Source organism: Bradyrhizobium genosp. L, assembly GCF_015624485.1.
Classification (GTDB): domain Bacteria; phylum Pseudomonadota; class Alphaproteobacteria; order Rhizobiales; family Xanthobacteraceae; genus Bradyrhizobium.
The window spans coordinates 2,106,536-2,129,807 of sequence record NZ_CP061378.1 but is presented as its reverse complement, the minus strand read 5'-3'; the positions used below and the strand labels follow the sequence as shown (position 1 = coordinate 2,129,807).

At 64.6% G+C, this 23,272-nt stretch carries 14 protein-coding genes and 1 pseudogene; 7 read left to right on the top strand and 8 right to left on the bottom strand.

The window, feature by feature from the left end; translation table 11 throughout:
- Positions 1 to 4 precede the first annotated feature (4 nt).
- Positions 5 to 1,246 (top strand): annotated as a pseudogene (locus tag IC762_RS09915) (SulP family inorganic anion transporter); the annotation flags it as partial.
- Between the two features lie 133 nt (positions 1,247 to 1,379).
- Here IC762_RS09915 and IC762_RS09910 read toward each other — a convergent pair.
- Positions 1,380 to 2,378 carry a LacI family DNA-binding transcriptional regulator gene (locus IC762_RS09910; RefSeq protein WP_195788614.1) on the bottom strand — a complete coding sequence of 333 codons (999 nt, stop codon included), beginning with the start codon at positions 2,376 to 2,378 and terminating at the stop codon, positions 1,380 to 1,382.
- 123 nt (positions 2,379 to 2,501) lie between these two features.
- Between IC762_RS09910 and IC762_RS09905 the strand changes: the two genes are divergently transcribed.
- From IC762_RS09905 to IC762_RS09895, 3 genes are all read left to right on the top strand, one after another.
- Entirely contained in the window at positions 2,502 to 3,374 is an 873-nt protein-coding gene (locus IC762_RS09905; RefSeq protein ID WP_195788613.1) for a phytanoyl-CoA dioxygenase family protein, read from the top strand.
- Positions 3,375 to 3,511: 137 nt separating this feature from the next.
- A complete protein-coding gene (locus IC762_RS09900; RefSeq protein ID WP_195788612.1) occupies positions 3,512 to 4,852 on the top strand; it encodes an MFS transporter in 1,341 nt (446 codons plus the stop codon).
- A gap of 308 nt (positions 4,853 to 5,160) precedes the next feature.
- Positions 5,161 to 6,543 (top strand): hypothetical protein, encoded by a 1,383-nt coding sequence (locus IC762_RS09895; RefSeq protein ID WP_246801508.1) that lies wholly within the window; start codon positions 5,161 to 5,163, stop codon positions 6,541 to 6,543.
- Positions 6,544 to 6,555: 12 nt separating this feature from the next.
- Here IC762_RS09895 and IC762_RS09890 read toward each other — a convergent pair whose 3' ends face one another.
- Both IC762_RS09890 and IC762_RS09885 read right to left on the bottom strand, forming a co-directional pair.
- Positions 6,556 to 7,341 (bottom strand): division plane positioning ATPase MipZ, encoded by a 786-nt coding sequence (locus tag IC762_RS09890; protein WP_246801507.1) that lies wholly within the window; start codon positions 7,339 to 7,341, stop codon positions 6,556 to 6,558.
- 299 nt (positions 7,342 to 7,640) lie between these two features.
- On the bottom strand, positions 7,641 to 8,429 hold the full coding sequence (locus tag IC762_RS09885; RefSeq protein WP_195788609.1) for a crotonase/enoyl-CoA hydratase family protein: 789 nt from the start codon (positions 8,427 to 8,429) through the stop codon (positions 7,641 to 7,643).
- A gap of 101 nt (positions 8,430 to 8,530) precedes the next feature.
- Here IC762_RS09885 and IC762_RS09880 point away from each other — a divergent pair, with 101 nt between their 5' ends.
- The 3 genes from IC762_RS09880 (at position 8,531) to IC762_RS09870 (ending at position 11,159) form a co-directional block, all read left to right on the top strand.
- Entirely contained in the window at positions 8,531 to 9,100 is a 570-nt protein-coding gene (locus tag IC762_RS09880) for a TetR/AcrR family transcriptional regulator (protein WP_195788608.1), read from the top strand.
- A 43-nt stretch (positions 9,101 to 9,143) separates the two neighbouring features.
- Positions 9,144 to 9,902 (top strand): SDR family NAD(P)-dependent oxidoreductase, encoded by a 759-nt coding sequence (locus tag IC762_RS09875; RefSeq protein WP_195788607.1) that lies wholly within the window; start codon positions 9,144 to 9,146, stop codon positions 9,900 to 9,902.
- Between the two features lie 222 nt (positions 9,903 to 10,124).
- A complete protein-coding gene (locus tag IC762_RS09870) occupies positions 10,125 to 11,159 on the top strand; it encodes an LLM class flavin-dependent oxidoreductase (protein ID WP_195788606.1) in 1,035 nt (344 codons plus the stop codon).
- Between the two features lie 82 nt (positions 11,160 to 11,241).
- On the opposite strand, the gene IC762_RS09865 is transcribed toward IC762_RS09870, so the two are convergent.
- The 5 genes from IC762_RS09865 to IC762_RS09845 form a co-directional block, all read right to left on the bottom strand.
- Positions 11,242 to 12,822 carry a porin gene (locus tag IC762_RS09865; protein WP_195788605.1) on the bottom strand — a complete coding sequence of 527 codons (1,581 nt, stop codon included), beginning with the start codon at positions 12,820 to 12,822 and terminating at the stop codon, positions 11,242 to 11,244.
- A gap of 885 nt (positions 12,823 to 13,707) precedes the next feature.
- Positions 13,708 to 15,132, bottom strand: a complete 1,425-nt coding sequence (locus tag IC762_RS09860) for an HlyD family type I secretion periplasmic adaptor subunit (RefSeq protein ID WP_195788604.1) — start codon at positions 15,130 to 15,132, stop codon at positions 13,708 to 13,710.
- Positions 15,129 to 17,357: a peptidase domain-containing ABC transporter gene (locus tag IC762_RS09855; RefSeq protein WP_195788603.1), complete on the bottom strand. Its 2,229-nt coding sequence runs from the start codon at positions 17,355 to 17,357 to the stop codon at positions 15,129 to 15,131. Before IC762_RS09855 ends, IC762_RS09860 begins: the two co-directional genes overlap by 4 nt.
- A complete protein-coding gene (locus tag IC762_RS09850; protein WP_246801506.1) occupies positions 17,335 to 17,667 on the bottom strand; it encodes a hypothetical protein in 333 nt (110 codons plus the stop codon). The genes IC762_RS09855 and IC762_RS09850 overlap by 23 nt, the downstream gene beginning before the upstream one ends.
- Before the next feature lie 38 nt (positions 17,668 to 17,705).
- Positions 17,706 to 23,219, bottom strand: a complete 5,514-nt coding sequence (locus tag IC762_RS09845; protein ID WP_246801505.1) for a DUF4082 domain-containing protein — start codon at positions 23,217 to 23,219, stop codon at positions 17,706 to 17,708.
- Positions 23,220 to 23,272: the final 53 nt, after the last annotated feature.

The window sequence follows — 23,272 nt, the reverse complement described above, 5'->3', positions numbered from 1 at the left end:
ACGCATGCCTGACGGTTCTTCCACGGCACATCTCTATCGCCCCAAGCTCGTCACCACGCTGACCGAAGGTTACGGCCTCGCCGCGTTCCGGCACGATGTCATCGCCGGGTTGACGGTCGCGGTGGTGGCGCTGCCGCTGTCGATGGCGATCGCGGTGGCCTCGGGCGTGACGCCGGAGCGCGGACTGTTCACGGCGATCGTCGGCGGCTTCCTGGTCTCGGCGCTCGGCGGCAGCCGGTTTCAGATCGGCGGACCGGCCGGCGCGTTCATCGTGCTGGTCGCGGCAACCGTCGCGCAGTTCGGGATCGAGGGCCTGGTGCTCGCCGTGCTGGTGTCCGGCCTGCTGCTGACGCTGATCGGCGCGTCGGGACTGGGATCGCTGATCCGCTACATCCCGCATCCGGTGACCGTCGGCTTCACCTGCGGCATCGCGGTGACCATCCTGGCGAGCCAGCTGCGCGACCTCGGCGGACTGACCCTGGCAGGCGCAGAGCCCGGCCCGTTTCTGCCCAAGCTTGCAGCCCTCGGCCATGCGCTGCCGACGCTGAACTGGCCGGCGCTCGCGGTCGGTGCCGGCTCGGCCGCGCTGATCTTCGCGCTGCGCGCCTGGCGGCCGGCATGGCCGGCGATGCTGATCGCGATCGTGCTGGCCGCGATCGCAGCGCTCGCCCTGCATCTGCCGGTCGAAACCATCGGCAGCCGCTTCGGCGAGATTCCCCGCGGCCTGCCGGTGCCGCATCTACCCGGGATCTCGTCAGGTCTGCTGCTGCAGATCCTGCCGTCGGCACTTTCCTTCACGCTGCTCGGCGGCGTCGAAAGCCTGCTCTCGGCCAAGGTCGCCGACGGCATGACCGGCCGCAAGCACCGCTCCAACATGGAGCTGGTGGCGCAAGGCATCGCCAATATCGCGTCCGCCCTGTTCGGCGGAATCAGCGTCACCGGCACGATCGCGCGCACCGCGACCAACATCCGCGCCGGAGCGCGCAGCCCGCTCTCGGGCATGATGCATTCGGCCTTCCTGCTGTCGTTCATGATCCTTGCCGCACCGCTTGCGAGCTACATCCCGCTCTCGGCGCTGGCCGGCGTGCTGGTCGTGGTCTGCTGGTACATGGCGGAGAAAGAGGCGTTCCTGCATCTGATCACGGATTGGCGCAGCGCCGCGGTGCTGATCCCGACGTTTGGCCTGACCGTATTCGAGGACCTGACGTTCGGCATCGTCACTGGATGTCTGGTCGCCGCGCTGTTGGCCGGCGTCGACCGGTGGCGGCGAGGCGCACGCTAAAGCGCGATGAGATTGGGTTGAATCGTCATCGCGCTTTAGCTCTTTGTTTGAGCATGATCTTTTCGGAAAACCGCTTCACACTTTTCCGGATCATGCGCTAGCCGCTGTCGCGCAGCACCAGCTCGAAGCCGAGATCGATGCGGCGCTCGCCGCCGCGCTCCAGGGTCAGCGTCGCCGCGGTACGGCCGATCGCGTCGCCATGCACGCTGATCGTGCTCAGCGTCGGCGAGATCAGCCGGCCCATCTCGAGATCGCCGAGCCCGATCACGGCGACCGGTTGGGCTGACGCCGGCCCGTCGCGCAGCAGGCCGGCGTTGCGCAGCCCCGCCATGAAGCCGATCGCATGCGCATCGTTGGCGGCGAACACCGCATCGACGCCCGGCAGACGCGCATGCGCCACGACGCTGCCCGAGGCATTGCGGTCGAGGATCAGCCGGCGCGGCTCGGCAAGGCCGCTGGCCACAATCTCTTCCCTGAAACCGAGCCAGCGCCGCGTCGCGCGCGGATCGTCGCCGCCGATGAAGGCGAGCTGCCGGCGTCCCTGCGCGACGAGATGTTTGGCGACCGCGGTGCCGGCCTTGTAATTGTCGAACCCCGCAACCGCGTCGACCGGCATCGCAGGCAGCTCCCAGGTCTCGACGATCGGGATCCGCGCATTGCGCAACAGGCGGCTGCCCTCCTCGGTCGCGGGCGAGCCGACCATGATGATCGCCTCCGGCCGCCGCGACAGCAGCGCCGCCAGCATGCGATCCTCGCGTACAGCGTCGTAGCGCGACTGCGCCAGGATCACGGAGAACCCGAGCGGCTCGAGCTTGTCGGACAGCCCCTGCACGGTGTCGGCGAAGATCGAATTGGCGATGGTCGGCACCAGCACGCCGACCGAATTGGTCCGTGCGCTGGCCAGCGCGCCGGCCACCAGGTTCGGCACATAGCCGAGCTCGCGCATCGCGAGCTCGACCCGGGCGCGGGTCTCCGGCGCGACCAGGTCGGGCATCCGCACCACTCGGCTCACCGTGATCGAGGAGACCCCGGCGCGCTTGGCCACCGCCGACAGCGTCGGCACGGCCTCGGCCGGGCCGGTTTGGGGGGCGGGCAATTCGGAGCTCATGGACGGAGGGTGCACGATTCCGGGTTGCCAAGCCATGATGTTAGCGCTAGCATGACCGAATGTTAGCGCTAACATAGCGCCAATGCGATCAATGGAAGGGAGAAAAACAGCATGATTTCGGACCAGCAGGTGGAGGCCTACAAGCGCGACGGGGTGATCGTGGTCCCCGAGGTGCTCGACCAGGAGACGCTCGCGACGGTGCGCACGGTGCTCGCGGAGCTGGTCGCCGGCGCGGCCAACGTGACCGAACATAACGACGTCTACGATCTCGAGCCCGGCCATACGCCGGAGACCCCGCGCGTCCGCCGCATCAAGGCGCCGCAAAAAGTGCATCCGATCTTCGACGAGATCGTGCGCAGCGAGGCCGTGATCTCGATCCTCACCAGGCTGATCGGCCCCAGCCTTCGCCTGCACGGCTCGAAACTCAACATGAAGTCGGCGCAGTACGGCTCGCCGGTCGAGTGGCATCAGGACTGGGCGTTCTATCCGCACACCAATGACGACATCCTTGCCATCGGCGTGCTGCTCGACGACTGCGATCTCGAGAACGGCCCGATGCTGGTGACGCCGCGCTCGCACACCGGCGACACGATGTGGGACCATCACGGCGACGACGGCCACTTCGCCGGCCTGATCGACCCCGATCAGATCCAGCCCGAGATCGAGCGCGCGGTGCCCTGCATGGGCAAGGCCGGCAGCATGTCGTTCCACCATGTGCGCGCGCTGCACGGCTCTGCGACCAACACCTCGAACCGGCCGCGCAACCTCTTGCTCTACGAAGTCGCCGCCAGCGACGCCTGGCCGCTGATGGGCGTCAAGGATTTTGACGAGTTCAACAGCCGCCTGCTGGCGGGGCCGCCGGTCCTCACGCCGCGGCTCACCGACGTGCCGGTGCGGATGCCGCTGCCGCCGGCGAAGCGGCAGGGCTCGATCTACGAGACCCAGTCGGCGTCGAAGAAATCCTATTTTACGCGCGCTGCGTAACCACCGACGACGATACCCGCGGCCAACGCCAGCGGGCATCGCAGCTTCGAGCATGATCCGGAAAAGTGGGCACCGGTTTTCCGAATAGATCATGCTCAAACAAAACGACCATAAAAACATACATAACGGGGAAACGAATGACCGAGATGGCAAATGGCGCCAGGGCGCGCCTGCGCGTGATCCTGGCCGCAAGCGTCGGCTCCGCGCTCGAATGGTATGACTTCTTCCTCTACGGCACCGCCGCGGCGCTGGTGTTCGGCGAGCTGTTCTTCCCGAAGAGCGATCCGGTCGTCGGCACGCTGCTGTCGTTCCTGACTTTCGGGGTCGGCTTCGTGGTGCGGCCGTTCGGCGGCCTCCTGTTCGGCATCCTCGGCGATCGCTATGGCCGCAAGCCGGTGCTGGTCGCAACATTGCTGATGATCGGCATCGGCACCACCGCGATCGGCGTGCTGCCGACCTACGCGCAGATCGGCATCTGGGCGCCGGTCCTGCTCGTTGCGATGCGCGTCATCCAGGGCCTCGGCGCCGGTGCCGAATATGGCGGCGCGGTGATCTATCTGGTCGAGAATGCCCCGCCGAAGCATCGCGGCTTCTGGGGCGGCTTCGCGCCGCTCGGCGTCTCCGTCGGCAACCTGCTCGCGGCCGGCGCCTTCGCGCTGGTGACGACGCTGCCGCGCGAGGATCTGATGGACTGGGGCTGGCGCCTGCCCTTCCTGGCGAGCTTCCTGCTGATCGTGGTCGGTATCCTCGTCCGCCTGCGCGTCACCGAGACGCCCGTCTATACCGAAGCGGTGGTCAAGCGCGGCAAGATCGAGAGCAACCCCGCGATGGAAGCGTTGCGGCGGCATCCGCGCAATTTCTTCGTCGTGCTCGGGGCGCGGATGGCCGAGAACGGGCTCGGCTATTTCTTCCCGGTGTTCGGCCTGAGCTACATCATCACCACGCTGGGCGTGCCAAAGGCCGATGCGCTCAGCGCGCTGATGCTGGCGTTCACGGTCGAGCTGTTCGCGATCCTCGGCTTCGCGGCGCTATCGGATCGGATCGGGCGGCGGCCGGTCTACATGTTCGGCGCGCTGGCCGGCGTGGCGCTGTCGTTCCCGTTCTTCTGGATGGTCGGCACCAAGCAGTGGATCATGATCGCGCTCGCCTTCATCCTCGCCCGCGCGGTGGTGACGGCGGCGATGTTCGGGCCGCAAGCGGCTTATTTCGCCGAGCTGTTCCCGCCGCAGCGCCGCTTCGCCGGCTTCGCCTTCGCGCGCGAGCTCGGCTCGCTGCTCTCGGGCGGCCCGGCCCCGTTCGTCGCGACTGCGCTGGTCGCAGCCTACGGCACCTGGTGGCCGGTCGCCTGCTACGCGATGTTCCTCTCCGCCTGCACCGTCGTCGCGATCTGGATCGGCCCGGAGACCTATCAAGAGAATATCGCGGCCGACAACACGACGGCGGATGAACTGCCTGCGGTGATGCCGGCGCGGGCGTGAGCCGCACGACACGTAAGGAAGGCACAGACGGAAGGGTTCCCTCCCCCCTTGCGGGGGAGGGTTAGGGAGAGGGGTGCCACACGACGTGCTCTCTCGATATGATTTCAGTGATGCATCAGGATTGCCAAGGTGACGGTCCCGTCACTCATCTCGCCCGGGGCTCACCCCTCTCCCCAACCCTCCCCCGCAAGGGGGGAGGGAGCCTGAGCCGCGTGCTCACCTTACGTTGCCTCGCATGGGTCGTTGCCTCAACGACGTCGATTTTCGTTTGCACTAACGCGCCCGCTGCAGAGCTCGCGCTTAACACCATGCCGCGTGTTGCGACCATCGACCCGCGCTTCCAGTCCTACAACATCGAGATGGTCGAGGTGACCGGCGGCCGTTTCTGGAAGCCCTATGCCGCAACCGATACAAAAGCCGACCGCTTCGCGATGCGCGCCCCGATCGATCTCGGCGATGGCAGGCTGCGCAAGCTCGCCGCGGCCCTCGCGCCGGCCTATTTGCGCGTCAGCGGGACCTGGGCCAACAGCACCTTCTTTGCGGATTCCGATACGCCCCCAGCCACACCGCCGGCGGGATTCAAGGGCGTCCTGAGCCGGCAACAATGGCGAAGCGTGATCGACTTCTCACACGCCGTCGACGCGCCAATCGTGACGTCATTTGCGATCAGCGCCGGCACGCGTGACGCGGCTGGGCGCTGGACGCCGCAGCAGGCCGAACGCCTGCTCGCCTTCACGCAATCGATCGGTGGGGATATCGCCGCAGCCGAATTCATGAACGAGCCTGATCTTCCGGCGATCGGCAGCGCGCCGGAGGGCTACGACGCTGCGGCCTATGGCCGCGACACCGCCGCGTTTCGCGCCTTCATGCAGCGCGCGGCGCCCAGCGTGATGATCCTCGGCCCGAGCACGGCCAGCACCGGCGCGGATGCCGCAGCCCTTCTCACCGCGACGGCGCGAGGCGTCGATGCGATCTCCTATCATCACTACGGCGCGCTCTCGGCGCGCTGCGACGGCGATCGCACGCCGGCGATCGCGCTATCGGACGAATGGTTGGCCCGAACCGACAAGACCCTCGCCTTCTATCAGGCGCTGCGCGATCGCCTCGCGCCGGGCAAGCCGATCTGGCTGACGGAGACTGCGGAGACCGCCTGCGGCGGCAATCGCTGGGCCGCGAGCTTCGTCGATACGTTCCGTTATCTCGACCAGCTCGGACGGCTGGCAAAGACGGGCGTCGCGGTGGTGATGCACAACACGCTCGCCGCCAGCGACTATGGCCTGCTCGACGAGCGAACCCATTTGCCGCGGCCGAACTATTGGGCCGCGCTGCTGTGGCGGCGCTTGATGGGAACGACCGTGCTGGATGCGGGCCTCGCGCCGCGGCCCAATCTCCATGTCTATGCCCATTGCGCGCGGGGCGTGCCGGGCGCGGTTACCCTGCTCGTCATCAACAATGATCGCGAGGCGCCGCGCGCTTTCGCGCTGCCGGCCGCTGCGCAACGCTACACGCTCGCGAGCGCAGCGCCCGAGGACGGCACGGTTCAGCTCAATGGCAAGACGCTGGCGCTTGCGGACGCAGACCAGATCCCTGAGGTCGCAGGCAAGGCGTCCGCAGCCGGAACGATCACCTTCGCGCCGGCAACGATCACCTTCCTGGTCGTTGCCGACGCCGGCAACGCCAATTGCCGGTAGCGCTCGGGTATCTTACGCCGCGTCGCGGCTGGCGTCGGATGGCTCGGCCGGCCGCGCAACCAGATGGCCGAGCATGATCGCGGTCATCAGCCGCTCCATCTCGAGGCGCGCGGTGACATGCGACATGGTCGGTCGCGCAGCCGGCGCGAGCTGGCTGATGTCATCGAGGGCCGTGAGCCCGCGCGGATAGAATTCGCGGAAGATCACCCGCTCGGCCAATCCGTCGACCAGGCGGAAGTTCAGCGTCTTCGACAGCTCGCTGAGGGCCTCGCCGACCAGACGCTTGTTGCGCGAGCCGAGCATCGACAGGCGATTGCGCAGCACCACCCACTCGAACGCCGGCTGGTCGTGGCCGCTGCGCTCGCGGCGCGCCGTCTCCACCATGCTCGAATAATGGCTGATGCCGGTCACCCTGAAGTCGCTCGGATCGACGGTGCCGAGCACGTCGAAATCGAGGAAGCTGTCGTTGAGCGGCGTGATCAGCGTATTCGCCAGCGAATGCGTGAACGAGGTCAGATAGGTATCGTGACCGGGGCAGTCGATGACGACAAAATCGTGGGAGCGGCTGAGCCGCTCGACAATCTCGGCGAGCGCGCTGCGTCCGAGCGTCTCGACCTCGCTGCCCCTGCCGCCCAGCGTCTCGAAGCACATATGCGTCGGGATGCCGAGCTCCTGCGAAGTCTCTCGCGCCCAGTCCCGCCGGTTGTCGACGTAGTGGGTCAGCGTCTTCTGCTTGTTGTCGAGATCAATGGTGGCGACACGCTGACCCGCCTTGATCAATGCGATGGCGACATGCATGGCAATTGTCGATTTGCCCGAGCCGCCCTTGTTGTTTCCTACGACAATTACACGTGCGTTTGTCATGCGATTCCAGACCGGACGCTTGAGTCAAAGCAGGACGAAAATTGACTAAGTGAAAGTTGGCTTGACGTGGAATGGAATCGAATCTCCCTGATTCGACGAATCTCGACAAGAGTCATCACGGCATCGTCGCGATCTAAATTGAGTGGTTGCGACATCATGGCCACAACCGCAGGTGCACGTATCGTGAACGCCGTTGCAGCGCGACGAGCGCGCCGCGCGCAGTGCCGTTTCGATCAGCGGCCCTGGAAGACGGCGGCGCGGCGCTCGACGAACGATTTGATGCCCTCGGCCGCGTCGGCGGTGTTGAGCACGCGCTTACGGATCTCTGGAATGACCGCGATCGCGGCCTGCTCGCCGGGTTCGATGAACTTGCGACCCGCCTCCTTGGTGACCTGGATGCCGAGTGGCGCGTTGCCTGCGATGATCGCGGCCAGCGCCATCGCGCGCTCGATCTGCTGCCCTGCCGGCACGACCTCCTGCACGAGACCGATCCGGTGCGCCTCCGCCGCCGAGAACTCGTCGCACAGCAGCAGGTGGTACATCGCATCGCCCCAGCCGGCGCGGCTGATGTAGCGGAAATGCGCACCGGCCAGCGGTGCGATGCCGCGCTTGGCTTCCATCTGGCAGAAGCGGGAGTTATCCGCGGCAACGACGATGTCGCCGGCCAGCATCATCTCGATGCCGACCGTGAACACGATGCCCTGCACGGCGGTGACGATCGGCTTCCGGCACCGCTTCGCCAACCCGAACGGATCGACATTGCCCTCCGGCAGCGGCTTGCGCGTTGCGGTCGGGCCGAAGAATTTCGGCATGTCGAGGCCCGCCGTAAAACTGTCGCCGGCGGCGCAGAGCACGCCGACCCAGAGGCTGTCGTCGTCGTCGAGCAGCGTCAGCGCGTCCGACAGCTGCTCCATCATGTCGGGACTGAACGCGTTCTTCTTCGCGGGATTGTCGATGACGACCTTCAGGATGCGGTCATGGCGTTCGTGACGGACCCGCCCCTCGCTCGCGCTGCCGGACATCTGTTTCTCCCATCCTTGTGACCGTTATTTTGTGGATGATACTTGTCATCCAGAAATGATGGTCATAATCCTGAACGAGAGTCAAACAGGGGCTGCATGACATGGGCCATTCTCAGGCCGACAAGGCCAGGAGCCGCGAACGCATTCTGAACGAAGCTGCGGCCGAGATCCGCGACAAGGGGATCGACGCGGTCAGCATCGGCGGCCTGATGCAGCGCGTGAATCTCACCCATGGCGGCTTCTACGGGCACTTCGCCTCCCGTTCGGACCTGATCGCCGCGGCGCTCGCGCAGGCGCTGACCGCGGGCGAAGCAGCCGCGCACGCGGCGCGCGACCCCGGCAAGCCGGTCAGCGTCAATGCGATGGCGCGAAGCTATCTCAGCCGCACCCATCGCGATTCCCGCAAGACCGGCTGCGCGATCGCCGCGCTGATCTCGGACGTCGGCCGCGCCGATGCCGAATGCCGTGCGGTGATGGAGCCGCACATCGAAGCCTTCATCGCCAACGTCGCCGAGACCTTCGGCGACGATGACGATGGCCGCGCCATGGTGGTGGTCAGCGCCATGGTCGGCGCGCTCGCGATCTCGCGGGTGCTGACCGACTCGAGAAGGTCGGATGCGGTGCTGCGCACCGTGCACGACGGCATCATCGCGATGGCGTCGGACCAATGATCTCTGCCTGCGATGCGGGCCCATGCCGTTGATGGAGCAAGCGATGAACGATCGATCCACGCTCGAGCCGACCGCCGTGCAGGGCAGCGTGCTGATATCAGGCGTCGGCGCATCGAACGGCCTCGGCGCCGCGATCGCGCGACGGTTCGTGGCAGGTGGCTATCCGGTAGCGATCGCCGGCCGTAATGCCGACAAGCTCGCCGCCACCGCGGCCGAACTCGGCGCAACGGGCGCGCAGGTCACGCATGTCGTTGGCGACGCCTCCATCGCCGCGGACGTTGCGCGCTTCGTCGCCGCGGCCGAGACGCTCGCGCCGCTCGCGATGGCCGTGCACAATGCCGGCTCAAACCGGCCCGCACCGTTCCTGAAGGTGAGCGAGCAGCGCTTCGAGGAGCACTGGCGCGAGCACGCGCTCGGCGGCTTCCAGCTGGCACAGGCCGCGATCCCTGCGCTGCTTGCGCGCGGCGGCGGCACGCTGGTGTTCACGGGCGCCTCCGGCTCGCTGCGCGGCAAGGCCAATTACGCGCCGTTCGCCGCGGCCAAGGCGGCGCTGCGCGCGCTGGCGCAGAGCGTGGCGCGTGAGTTCGGGCCGCAGGGCATTCATGTCGGTCACGTCGTGGTCGATGGCGGCATCGGGGGCGATCGTCTGTTGAGCCTGCGCCCGCAACTGAAGGACGAGCGCGGACCGGACGGGCTGCTCAACATCGCGGCGATCGCGGAGGCCTATTGGGTGCTGCACCACCAGCATCGCAGCGCCTGGACGCTCGAGCTCGATTTGCGGCCCTGGGCGGAGCAGTTCTGAGGGCGCCCTGCCCCATCCAGCGATTGATCGGGATGGAAACCCAGCGTTTCGCGGCACGGCCTTGTCCGGCCGCGAACCGCAGCCAATTGCTCGGTATCTCCAACCGAAGGCTCCACAGCGCAGGTTTTGCCGGTAACTCCGCGGCAACACGCATTTCGCGGCCTGCGTGCGATGGGTAGCCCGCGGCGGATCCCTCCGCTGCGCCGACAACCGGACTGACTGATGACGACTTCCCTCGAATTCGGGCTCGATACTTTTGGCGATGTCACCAAAGACGCTGCCGGCGCCCCGCTGCCGCATGCCCAGGTGATCCGCAACGTCGTCGACGAGGCGGTGCTGGCCGATGCGCTCGGCATCGATTTCATCGGGCTCGGCGAGCACCACCGCGCCGACTTCGCGATCTCCTCGCCCGAGACCGTGCTGGCGGCGATCGCCGCGCGCACCAGCAACATCCGCCTCGGCTCGGCGGTCACCGTGCTGAGCTCGGACGATCCGATCCGGGTGTTTCAGCGCTTTGCCACCGTCGACGCTGTCTCAGGCGGCCGCGCCGAGGTGATTCTCGGCCGCGGCTCGTTTACCGAATCGTTCCCGCTGTTCGGCTTCGACTTGCGGCAATACAGCGAGCTGTTCGAGGAAAAGCTCGATTTGTTCACCGCGCTCTTGAAGCAGGAGCCGGTGAGCTGGCAGGGCAAGCTGCGGCCGCCGCTCACCGATCAGTCGGTCTATCCGCCGGTCGAGCATGGCCGGCTGAAAACCTGGATCGGCGTCGGTGGCAGCCCCGAATCGGTGGTGCGGGCGGCGCATTACGACCTGCCGCTGATGCTCGCGATCATCGGCGGCGATCCCAGGCGGTTTGCGCCCTATGTCGAGCTGCATCAGCGCGCCTACGACCAGCTCGGCCGCGAGCCGCAGCCGATCGGCGTGCACTCGCCCGGCTATGTCGCCGAGACCGACACCCAGGCGCGGGAGGAGCTGTGGCCCGACTACAAGGTGATGCGCGACCGCATCGGCAAGGAGCGCGGCTGGCCGCCGATGGGCCGCGACGAATTCGTGGCCGAGGCCGAGCACGGCTCGCTCTATGTCGGCAGCCCGGAAACCGTGGCGCGCAAGATCGCGGCGACGGTGCAGGCGCTCGGACTGGCGCGCTTCCAGCTGAAATACTCGGCCGGGCCGCTGCCGCACGACAGGCTGATGAAGAGCATCGAGCTCTACGGCAGCAAGGTGGTGCCGATGGTGCGGGAGATGCTGGCGGCCTGACGCGCTACCGGATGTGCTGAAAAGCAAAACCCCCGACGGGTGACCGCCGGGGGTTCTGTTAGTCGTGGTCAGATCAACCGGATTACCAGTTGCGCTGAGCGCGGAGCAGCAGCGAGACCTGGCCCTGATCCTTGAGCTCGTACACCGCAGCCGGCTTGCCGATGCTGCCGGAGCCGGGGAACGTAATCGTACCGGCATACTTCTGATCGAGAAGCATGTAGGTCAGATCGGCCGAGAAGGTCAGGTTCTTGACCGGGGTCCACTGGGTCTGGGTACCGATCTGCGCAACCTGGTAGTCGGGGTTGCAGGAGGTCAGGCCAGCGGTGCCGAAGGCAGCGCCGAACGAACCACCCGCTCCGGTACCGGTCGGACCGCAGATGTAGGACTTGGCCGTGCCGTTGTAGCTAACTGCAGCCCAAGCACCGTAGATGCTGGTGTTCCAGTTCGGGTTCCAGTTGTGGACATACGCACCGCGCATACCGTAGGTCGTGATCAGCTGCTGCTGACCGCCGGTGACGAACACCGAGTCAGGCGCGAAGCCGAAGCCGACGCTCTGGTAGGCACCGGCCACGTTGGTGCCGCTGAACACCGCCGCACCAGCGCTGCTCGAGGCGGCGAGGTCCTGGATGTTGTAGCGGGTCGCACCGTTGGTGTAGACGCCCTGGACGTTGATGGTGTCGCCAGGTCCGGTCGGGATGTTCTTGATCGACAAGGCCAGCTGACCAGCCCAGCCCCACTTGTCGTCCGGATGACCGGTGACTTCGGTGGCGCCGTAGTAGGCAGCGTGGTTGTCATGCGCCGCGAACGACGCCTGGAACAGACCCCAAGCCTGGTCGACGCGCAGCATGGCGACGAGGTCCGGCGCGATCGTGCCGGCATAGTCGCTGGCGCCGTTGGTACCGGAAGCGGTGCCGAGAGCACCCAGGTTGTTGACGCCCGACTGGTAGTACTGCGTCTGGTCTTGAGCCGACAGAGACAGCGATACGCCGTTGCCGAACTGAGCGGTGTAGGTGAACTGGTTCACACCAGTGACCGTGCCGCCGCCGCCGACGAGCATGTCCGAGCTGTTGCCCGGATAGTTGGTCCAGGGGGTCGAGAACTGCGAGACCGCCTTACCGATGGTGAAACCGGCGAACTGGATGAAGGCGTAGTACACGCCGACGCCGCCGTAAGCGATGTTGCCGCCGCCGCCGTTGGCACCCACGCTGCCCGGAGCAACGGTGCCGCCACCGCCGAGTGCGTTGTAGATGGTCGTGCCAGGCGCTGCGCCGTTGGCGGAGTAGTTGTCCGACGTCCAGGAGAAGGTCGCGTCGAAGAATGTGCGGACCACGCCGTACTCGGTCGCGGTGCGCGTATCGAGGTTCAGGTCTTCGCGCGAGCGCCAGGTGTAGCCGTTGGTGAAGCGGTTGTTGGCGCCACCAGCGCCGTACATGTTGCCGCCGGCGTCGTTGTTGGTGTTCGCGAGAACGTCAACGCGCAGGTAGCCGCCCAGCTTGATACAGGTGTCGGTGCCCGGGATGTAGTAGAATCCGGGACCATACAGGGAGCAAACCTTCACGTACTCGACCGCTTTGGCCTTGACGGGAAGATCGGCTGCCTGAGCTCCGCCGACCGCGACCAGAGCCGCCGCCGAGCCGAGGATAAGGCTCTTAACCATCTTCATGTTAAACCTCCAAGTTGCTCTATCTCTGGGAAGGTTCCGGATCCGCCGGGTGAGACACCCTCAGGTTGGTTCCCTTTATCCCTTAACCCCGCTTAGTCGCTTCGCGCCTTCGGACACACCCGCATGAACGCGAGGGACTTAAGCGAACCACCTAGAACGGGACGACCTCGGGATGCCCCCCTCCGTCGCAGTTCCATAAGAGACAGAAGGCCCCCGATCACGCAACAAAAGACCGCTCCGTTTCGGCCCACATACGGCTGTTTTCGGGCAAATGTTGCACAAATATCACGGGCGCGTGAGACCTGGACCCTCGGCAACCAATTGAAATATAAGCGTAATATTTACAATACCGGCGACCGATGTGGAATTGGGCAACAGGGGCCGGAACGGTGTGCAAAACGCGTAATCCTACGGAGGAGATGAGCCGCCGGCACCGATTCCGGTCCTGGCGATTCCGATCGGCAATTCCCGTTTCCATGCAAAAAATACCGCCGCATGAACGACATAGCGGCGTTCGACGCAGCGATTGCGCGATCCGTCGTGGTTTGTCGACCACACGCTGTGCGCGATTCTGTTGCAGGGATTCGGGCAAAGCTCGCGCCCCTAATGTTGACCCCGCGCCAGGCGCGCGCACGATTGCTTTATTCTCCGCAAGCGCTCGATGACGACAGATTCCAACCTCCGCCGAGGCGAATGATCCCGCACGCTGGAATCGTTGGCTGGGGGGCGGGTTACTGGCTTTGACCCCCGCCCGAAATCGCGCGGAAGCTCAACAGGCATTGTCCAGCGCGCGCATGATCTAGCAAGCGCACCTTTGGCCACCAGCTTCCGTCCGGAAACCGATGCGGGGGTCGACGACCTCTGCCTCGCGTCCGCGGATTTTCGCTAGGGCTCGCGAATGCTTTCATCCAATCCGCGAAGGATGGGGTACAGGAAATACGAGATGACGCTGCGTGTGCCCGTTTTCAGTTCAGCTGTGACTGCCATTCCGGGCGTAATCTGAATTCGATCGGAGCGAAGGTGCTTCAGGTCGACAATGTCCACGAGCACCCGGAAATAAGGAACCTGCGTCCGGTGCGAGGTTTCGGCTTTTTGATCCGGCGCGAACGCGTCATTGCTCACGACGCGGACCGTGCCCGCTGCCGTTCCGAATTTCTGGAAGGGAAACGCCTCGAACTTGATCCGGACCGGCTGACCGACCTCCAATCGCCCGATATCCTTGCCCTCGACATTGACTTCGGCTTGCAGCGGAACATCTCGCGGCACCAGGATGAAAAGCGTTTCCGCCTCCCGGACGACCGAACCTACGGTTCGATTGGCGATCTCGAGCACAATGGCATCCGCGGGCGCCGTCAACATGATCAGCTCCCGGCGAAGTTCGACCTTTTTCAGATCCTCTGCAGCGCCGTTGCGTTTCGCTACCGTCTCGACAAGCTCCTGGTAGGCGGTCTTGCGGAAGTCCTCGGCAAAGACGTCGCGATCCGCCTGAGCCTTATCAACCTTGTGTTCGTAATCGGCAATGCTGCCGCGAACCCTCGCCAGGCTGGTTTGAACGTCGAGCCGTGCGTCGCGCGACAACAGGAGATTCAGCTGCGAGCCGACCTCCTTTGCCATCAGATTGCTGCGCATCTTCTCGATCGCGGCCATCGTATCGAGACGCTCGACCAGGACGGCCTCTTCCTCCTGGCTGGTCTTGAGATTGGCCTGCGCGCTCGCGATCTGGGCATCGAAATTGCGCATCTGAGATTGGTAGAATCTCTGGCGCTGGGCGAACAGATTTCCCTGCAGCACCTCATCGGCATTTGCGCCGCTCGCAGCCACGAAATCGTGTCCGCCCAGTTCGGCCTTGAGGCGATCGATCGTCGCGTCAAACGCCCGAACACGGATGCGCGACGCATCCAGATCGGCCTGCGAGAAAGTCGGATCGAGCGTTGCCAAAGGAGCGCCCTTTGCGACAACGTCGCCGACCTTCACATGAATCTCTCGAATGACCGACGTCTCCAGCGGCTGGACCACCAGGTTGGGGCTGACCGTGGTCACCCTTCCCTGCGCCATGACGATGGTGTCGACATGCGACACGGATGCCAAGGTCACGGCCGTCACGATCAACGCCGCAATGCCGTACAGGGTAAGACGCGCAATGTGCGGTGGCGTACGGCCGCCAACCTCCATTGCGTCGGATTGGAATTGGGTGACCGCTGCGGGACGCGACGGAGGCGCCGAGCGGAGCGATGACGAGCGACGCGCATTTCGCCGCGCGGGGAATAATCGCGCGGCCAGGCGGCGCGATCGACTTTCAGAGACGCTCATGCGACCTGCTTCGTCTGCTGGTTCCAAAGATAGCGATAGATGTGGCACCGGCCCAGGAGCTGGTCGTGACGATCGACGTCCACCACGCGCCCCTGATCGATCACCGCAATTGCGTTGGCTTCCGTCAGCATCGACAGCCGGTGCGACACGATGATCACCGTCCGGCCTTGCGCCAATCTGCGCAAATTGCGCCGGATGATCATTTCGCTTTCGGCGTCGAGCGCGCTGGTCGCCTCGTCGAAAATCAGCACGCGCGGCTTGACAATGAGCGCCCTTGCGATGGCCAGACGCTGCTTCTGGCCACCCGACAGGTTCGAGGCATCTTCCTCGAGCATCGTGTCGAAGCCGCGCGGCAGCCGCTCGATGAACTCGTCTGCGCCCGCCAATTGAGCCGCCTGTACCACCTCGGCAAAGGTCGCGTCGCGCTTGGCGCAGGCAATGTTCTCGCGCACGGTGCCGCGGAACAGGAAGTTGTCCTGCAGGACAAGCCCGAGGCTTTTGCGCAGGTGAGCCAGATCGAGCTCGCGCGAATCGTATCCATCGATCCGCAGCAACCCTTGTTGTATCGGGTACAGGCCTGCAATGAGGCGCGTCAGCGTCGATTTGCCCGATCCGCTTCGACCCACGACGCCGAACACCTTGCCCGGCTCGATCGCGAGAGACACGTTGTCCAGTGCGGGCGCACCGTCGGGACCGTAACGAAACGAGACGTTCTCGAATTCGATCTTGCCGGTGATCTCAGGCCGCAATCCGCCAGTATTGCCGCGACTCTCCGGCGTCTGGTTCATCACCTCGCCGAGCATTTTTACCGCCAGCGCGACTTCCTGATACTCGTGCACCGTCGTCACGATCTGGACCAGCGGTCCCGAGACGCGTCCCGCCAGCATGTTGAACGCAACGAGCACTCCGATGGTCATCTCGCCGGAGAACACATCGAGGGCACCGAGCGCGATGATCCCGACGGTCATGGCCTTTTCGAGCAGCCCGGTCACGGATTGCGCCATGGCCGAGATCTTCTCCACGCTGAAACGCGTTGAGACCGATTGTGCGCAACGATCGTCCCATGTCCGCCCCTGCATCGGCTCCATCGCCAACGCCTTCACGGTTCGCATCCCGTGAACGGTCTCGACGAGCAAAGCCTGGCGAGCTCCCTCCGCCTGGTAGAGGTCGTACAGCCGACGCCGAAATGGTCCGATCAGGAGCAGGATCACGATGCCGCTCAGCGCCGTGAACGCCAGCACGAGGCCGGTCAGCTTGATGCTGTAGAGCGCCAGAACCGGCAGAAAGACGAACAGCGACAATCCATCAAGCGCGGTCAGGAACAGCCGGCCGGTCAAGAACTCGCGGACACGGGTCGCCTGCTGCATGTGCTTGATGAGCACACCCGCCGACATGTGTTCGAAGAACGTGATGGGCAAGCCCAGAAGGTGGCCAAACGTCTTCGTGGCAACACGGATGTCGATCTTGTTGGTTGCATACAGCAGCAGGAACCGGCGCAGGAAATTGAAGGTCGCATCGAAGATCAGCGCGACGGCGGCACATCCGGCCAGCACGTAGAGCGTCGTGAAACTTTCGTGAACGAGAACCTTGTCGATCACGAGCTGGAAAAACATCGGGATCGCCAACCCCAATGCGTAGAGCAGGAGCGCGGCCATGGCCACGTCCGCGAACAGCCGCCACTCCCGCCGCAGTTCGGGGAAGAACCATCGGAATCCAAAAGGCGTTTGCGCGCTCGATGAAGCCTGACCGCGCTTCACCAGGACGGTTTCGCCATCCCAATTGGCGCAGAACCGCGCCTTGGCAACAATCAGCGGCTCGTCCCACCGCTCGGCAAGCGGATCGATCATTCTGACGGCGCCCTCACCGTCCATTCCGTCTTCTGCACCCAGGACGAGGATCCAGTTGCCGTTCGCGAGGCGGACCAGCGCGGGGTATGCCTCGCCCAGGCCGCAGAGCGTATTCCAATCGAGGTGCAATTGCTGCGCCCGAAGCCCCGCTTCCTGCATCATGCGAAGCAGCAAGGCTTGCGAAACCGGTGTGTTATCCAGGGCGTAGGCGTGCCTGAGCCGCTCGACCGGCAGGTCCACCCCGTGAAGGACGGCCACCCGGGACAGGCATTCGAGCGCGGTCTGTGTTTCAGTGCCTGACGGTTCCGGTGCAGCACGCGCCGGCTCGACGAGTTCGCTCCGGACCTCGTCCGCCTCAACCGAAGTTTGCAGAGACATTCGGAGACCGTGCAGAATCCAGAGTTTTGACGACGCCGCGTTCGCCGGCGACAGGCGACGCATTGACCGTTGCCCTCGGCTGCGAGCGCGTGACCGCGCCGGCGTCGACCAATCCCTGCAGCGCCTTCTGCATGACGTCCACCGAATTCGCGAACGCTTCGAGCGAAAAGATCAGTCTCTGGCGGAACACTTTTACAGGTGCGTTATTGGCGTCGCGCTCGGTCGGCGAAAGACTGACCAGATCGACCCGGACGATCGAGCCACCCACCGTGATTTCATCGATGCCGTCAGTATATATTTCGGTATGCATCGTCTTTTTCCTATGCTTCGAGTTGCGTTTAAGACGGCCTAGGCAAGTGCCGGCCGGAACACGACGTCAGCCCAGTAATTTCCTGCGTTGAAACTGTTCGTTGGGAACAACCCGTCGGTACCGGTGCCACCATAGGCGTAGACGCCATTGCCACCGGCGGATGCGGAAGACGGCGCGGTCAAGCTGCCGCTGGTCACCGCGGAGTTGAAGAAGTTGCTGGTCGCAGCGTAGGCACCGTTGGTGTGATAGGAGGCGACGTAGGTCGTGTTGGCCGCAATCGTCACCGGTGTCGCAAGCTGTACCGTCTGCCAGCCGGTCGCCGAGGTGTTGGTGAACGTGGCGCTGGCAAGCTTGGTACCGGTCGAGCTCCAGAGATCGAGCAGGTCCGGGCCCGTGTCGCCCGTGCTGCGGTAGAACTTCAGCGCGATGATGTCGCCTGCCGTCGACGAGCTGAACTTGACGCCGACCTCAAGCGGCGTGCCGTCGTTCAATCCGACGAGCTGCGGCGTGCTCGTGCTGTTGAACAAGCTCACCTGCGCTGTCGCCGTGACGCCGACGTTGAAGGTTTCGCTGGTCGTCAGGCCGCCGAGATCGGTCACGGAGGTCTTCAAGCTCAGGGTGCCGACATCGGTCGAGCCTGGGGTGCCGCTGAAGGTCCGCGTGGTCGGATTGAACGTCAGCCAGGCCGGAAGCGCCGTGCCGTCGGCTTTCGTTGCGGCATAGGTCAGGCTGTCGCCGGCATCGACATCGGTGAAGGTGCCGGCCGGCAGCGCGAGCGAGAACGGCGATCCGACTACCGCATTCTGCGTGGCGGTCTGGCTCGCCAGCACCGGCGCGTCGTTGGCGCCATGGATCGCGATCGTCAGCGTCGTCGACGAGGTGGCGCCGGCCGTGTCGCGCATGGTGTAGTTGAAGACGTCGGACACCGTGTCGGTCGATAGCCGCAAAGCTTGCACGGTCGCGTCGTTCTCATTGACCGTGTAGGTATAGGTTCCGTCGGCATTGAGAACGAGGCTGCCATGCGCACCGGCCAGGGCCGTGCCCAACGTGCCGTTGGTGCTGCCGAAGCTCACCGCGGCCACCGCCTTGGTATCTCCGGTGTCAGGATCGGTGTCGTTGGTCAGCACGTTGCCGCTCGCAGGCGAGCCACCCGATCCATTGGCAATGCCGCCCTTCTCGGTCGCATTGCCGGTGTCGGCGACCGCCGTCGGCGGCGTGTTGCCGGGCGAGCTGCCGCCCGACGGGGTGAAGACAACGTCGGCGAAATAATTCCCCGAGCTGTAGGTACTGGTCGGGAAGATGCCGGCCGTGCTGGTGCCGCCATAGGCGTAGACGCCGTTCGTTCCGGAAGGCGCGGTCAGGCTGCCGCTGGTCACCGCTGATGTGAAGTAATTGTTGGTCGCCACATAGGTACCATTGGTGTGGTACGAGGCGACGTAGGTGGTGTTGGCCGTGATCGCGACCGGTGTCGTCAATTGCACCGTCTGCCAGCCGGTCGCCGAGGTGTTGGAGAATGTGACGCTGGCAAGCTTGGTACCGGTCGAACTCCAGAGATCGAGCAGGTCCGACCCGGTATCGCCGGCGCTGCGGTAGAACTTCAACGCGGTGATGCTGCCCGCCGCCGACGAGCTGAACTTGACACCGACTTCGAGCGGTGTGCCATCGTTCAAGCCGGTCAGCTGCGGCGTGCTCGTGCTGTTGAACAGGCTCACCTGCGCCGTCGTCGTGACCCCGATGTTGAAGGTCTCGCCGGCGGTCAGACCGCCGAGATCCGTCACAGTCGTCTTGACGCTCAGTGTGCCGACGTTGGTCGAGCCGGGGGTGCCGCTGAAGGTCCGCGTGGTCGGGTTGAACGTCAGCCAGGCCGGAAGCGCCGTGCCGTCGGCTTTCGTTGCCGCATAGGTCAGGCTGTCGCCGGTATCGACATCGGTGAAGGTGCCGGCCGGCAGCGCCAGCGAGAACGGCGATCCGACTACCGCATTCTGCGTGGCGGTCTGGCTTGCCAGCACCGGCGCGTCGTTGGCGCCGTGGATCGCGATCGTCAGCGTCGTCGACGACGTGGCGCCGGCGGTATCCCGCATGGTGTAGTTGAAGACGTCGGACACCGTGTCGGTCGATAGCCGCAAAGCTTGCACGGTCGCGTCGTTCTCATTGACCGTGTAGGTATAGGTGCCGTCGGCATTGAGGACGAGGCTGCCATGCGCGCCGGCCAGGGCCGTGCCCAACGTGCCGTTGGTGCTGCCGAAGCTCACCGCGGACACCGCCTTGGTGTCGCCGGTGTCGGGATCGGTATCGTTGGTCAGCACGTTGCCGCTCGCAGGCGAGCCACCCGATCCGTTGGCAATGCCGCCCTTCTCGGTCGCATTGCCGGTGTCGGCGACCGCCGTCGGCGGCGTGTTGCCGGGCGAGCTGCCGCCCGACGGGGTGAAGACAACGTCGGCGAAATAATTCCCCGAGCTGTAGGTACTGGTCGGGAAGATGCCGGCCGTGCTGGTGCCGCCATAGGCGTAGACGCCGTTCGTTCCGGAAGGCGCGGTCAGGCTGCCGCTGGTCACCGCTGATGTGAAGTAATTGTTGGTCGCCACATAGGTACCATTGGTGTGGTACGAGGCGACGTAGGTGGTGTTGGCCGTGATCGCGACCGGTGTCGTCAATTGCACCGTCTGCCAGCCGGTCGCCGAGGTGTTGGAGAATGTGACGCTGGCAAGCTTGGTACCGGTCGAACTCCAGAGATCGAGCAGGTCCGACCCGGTATCGCCGGCGCTGCGGTAGAACTTCAACGCGGTGATGCTGCCCGCCGCCGACGAGCTGAACTTGACACCGACTTCGAGCGGGGTGCCGTCGTTCAAGCCAACTTGCTGCGGTGTATTGCTAGCGTTGAACAAGCTCACCGGCTGTGTTCCCGGCGCCGCAACATTCAAGCTGACATTCGCGGTCGCAGTGCCGCCCCGGCCGTCCGAGATCGTGTACTTGAAGGAAGCTGGCCCCGTATAGCCCGCGTCGGGCGTGAACGTGATCGTATTATTGGCTGGATTGGCTTGTGTGTTGAGCACGACCGTGCCGTGAACCGCCGCGCTCACCGCGGTGACCGTAAGTGCGTCACCGTTGGCATCGCTATCGTTGGCGATCAGCGCCGCGGCCGCGATGACCGCGGCGGTGTTCTGCGTGGCCACCAGGCCGGAATCATCGACGGCGACCGGCGCAACATTGGTCGTTCCGCCCGAAGGCTTGAACTCGACATCCACCCAGAAGTTGGTGGATTGGTAGGTATTGGTCGGGGCAACACCTCCATTGCCGTAGACGAAGACGCCGTTGCCGGTGGCTGGTGCCGTCAGCGGACCGTTGACGACGTCGGAGGTGAAGTATTCGCCCGTATTGGAATAATGGCCAACATTGGTGTGATACGAGACGGTGTAGGTCGCGCCTGGCGTGATCGTTACGGGGTTGGAGAAGATGGCGGATTGCCATCCGCTGGCTGTTTCGTTGGTGAAAGTGACGGTCGCCAGTTGCGTGCCGGTGCTCGACCACAGTTCCCCGGTATGTACTCCGGTGTCCTGGCTGCTCTTGTAAAAGCGAACACCGGTCACGGTGCCCGACACCGAGGCAACGAACTTCACGCCGAGCTCGACCGCGCCGGCGTCGAGCGTGTTGAGGGTCGCCGGCGTCGCACTTCCGGAAAACAGGGTGAGATAAGGGGCCGGAGCGACGTTGATCGTCAGTCCGGAAGACGGGGTTTCCAGGTTGATGCTGTCGTCGACGGCACGCGAGAGAATCGTGTAACTGCCGGCGACCTGCGGGGACCAAGTATAGCTCCATGTATTGTCGCCGGTGACCGGATGCCAGCTCGCGCCGTCGTCTGTCGAAATCTCGACGCCGGCGACGACGCCACCCACATCGCTCGCGGTGCCCGTAATCGTGACGGGGCTGCCGGCCGTTACGGTGCCGGGATTGCTGATGATCGAAACCGGCGCTGTGTGATCGGTCGAAGCCTGCCCCTTGATCAATCCTGATTGGAGCGTTCCTGGCTGAACGCCCATGTCGGCGAACAGATTGACCATCGCCTGCTGGACCGTGGGATCCGATGGCGTCGCTTCGTTGTCGTGGTTGGCACTCAAGGCCCAAGGCCAATAGACCGTGCCCGCGCCAAACACCAAGGCACCGCTGGGCGCGCGATACAGTGTCAGGTTGTGCGTTGCCGTCCCCGCGCCGGTGGTGTTTCCGTAATCGAGCAGGTAGGAGTCGACATTGACTGTCGTCGACGAGAGCTTGACCAGCCCGGCTGGATCGAAGCCATTGTCGGGCGCCTCGTCCCATTCATAGCCGAGATAGTTCGTCGTCAACGACGCGGTCTGACCCGGCTGCAGGTTGGCGACGCTGGTGTTTCTCCAGAAACGCAAATCGGCGTCAGAATAGGGAATTTGGATCGTGCCCAGGTTTGCGCCGACGTCGTCGACCTGGAATAGCTGGCCGGTCAGCGAATTTTCCGGAATGCCGCCGCCATCGGCGGTCGCGCCGAAACGAGGGTCGCGGAACGTCCCGGTCCATTGACCGGATGGGTCGATCTGTGCGCCGGCCCAGGTGTCCTTGTAGGTGATCAGCGTGCGATACGCCGTCGAATCGCTGCTGATGCTGTCGCCCCAGCGTGTCCGCCAATAGACTTCGTTGCCGCTCCAGAACTCCAGATTGACGCCGGCATCGCGTGCAGCCTCGACATTCGCGCGCTGCTGCCCCGACCAATACTCATCGTGACCGGCGTCCAGGAACACCTTGTGGTTCAGCAGGAGGCTGCCGTAACGATCGGTGTCGACGCCCGCCATGTAGGAGACGTCGTAGCCGTTCTCTTCGAGCCATGAGATTGCGGAATATTCGGCACCGAACAGATAGTCTTGCGGCCCTGCGTAGGTGCCGACGTCGCCACGCGTGTCGATGGGACGATTATAGCTCACGGCATAGGCGCGTCCGGCACCCTGCCCCGTCGCGGGTCCATCGCCGCCGTAGAGATTGGCGCCGCCCCAGCCATTATAGGCCTGCCAGGTTTCATCCGATGTCTGGAACACGACGTCGCTGTGACTGCTGTCGTCGCGCACGATGAACGGAATCTGATTTTCACCCGACGTACCATCCTCGCGCGTCAGCTTGGCGAAGTAGACGCCGGAAACCGCGTCGGCAGGGACGTCCCATGATGCAGAGACGGACCAATTCCCTGCATCGACCAGGCCGGTCGTCGGGTCAGTGAGGGGGGCCGGCTGATCTTGGACGCCCGTATGGTCGATGGTCGCTACTTTCCGGGCGCCGAGTCCGCCGTAATAGCCGAGGCGATAGATATCGATCCTGTAGTGACTGGAATCCGTATTGATCTTGAAGCTGACCGTTGTGCCGACATTGACGCTGATGTCGGTCGCAAAGCCTTCGATGTTGTCGTCACCGTCGCCGTCGATGCCCCACTCGCTTTCGGGATTACCGGGCTTCTCGTTCTCCAGCACGATCGGATTGATCGCCGTGGGCGTGACCGGGGGCGCGGCCGTCGTCGTGGTCGAAACAGGTCCGGACAAAATCCCGACCCGGCCTCCAACTTGAGGCGCGTTGCCGCCGCCCGGCAGGGAGC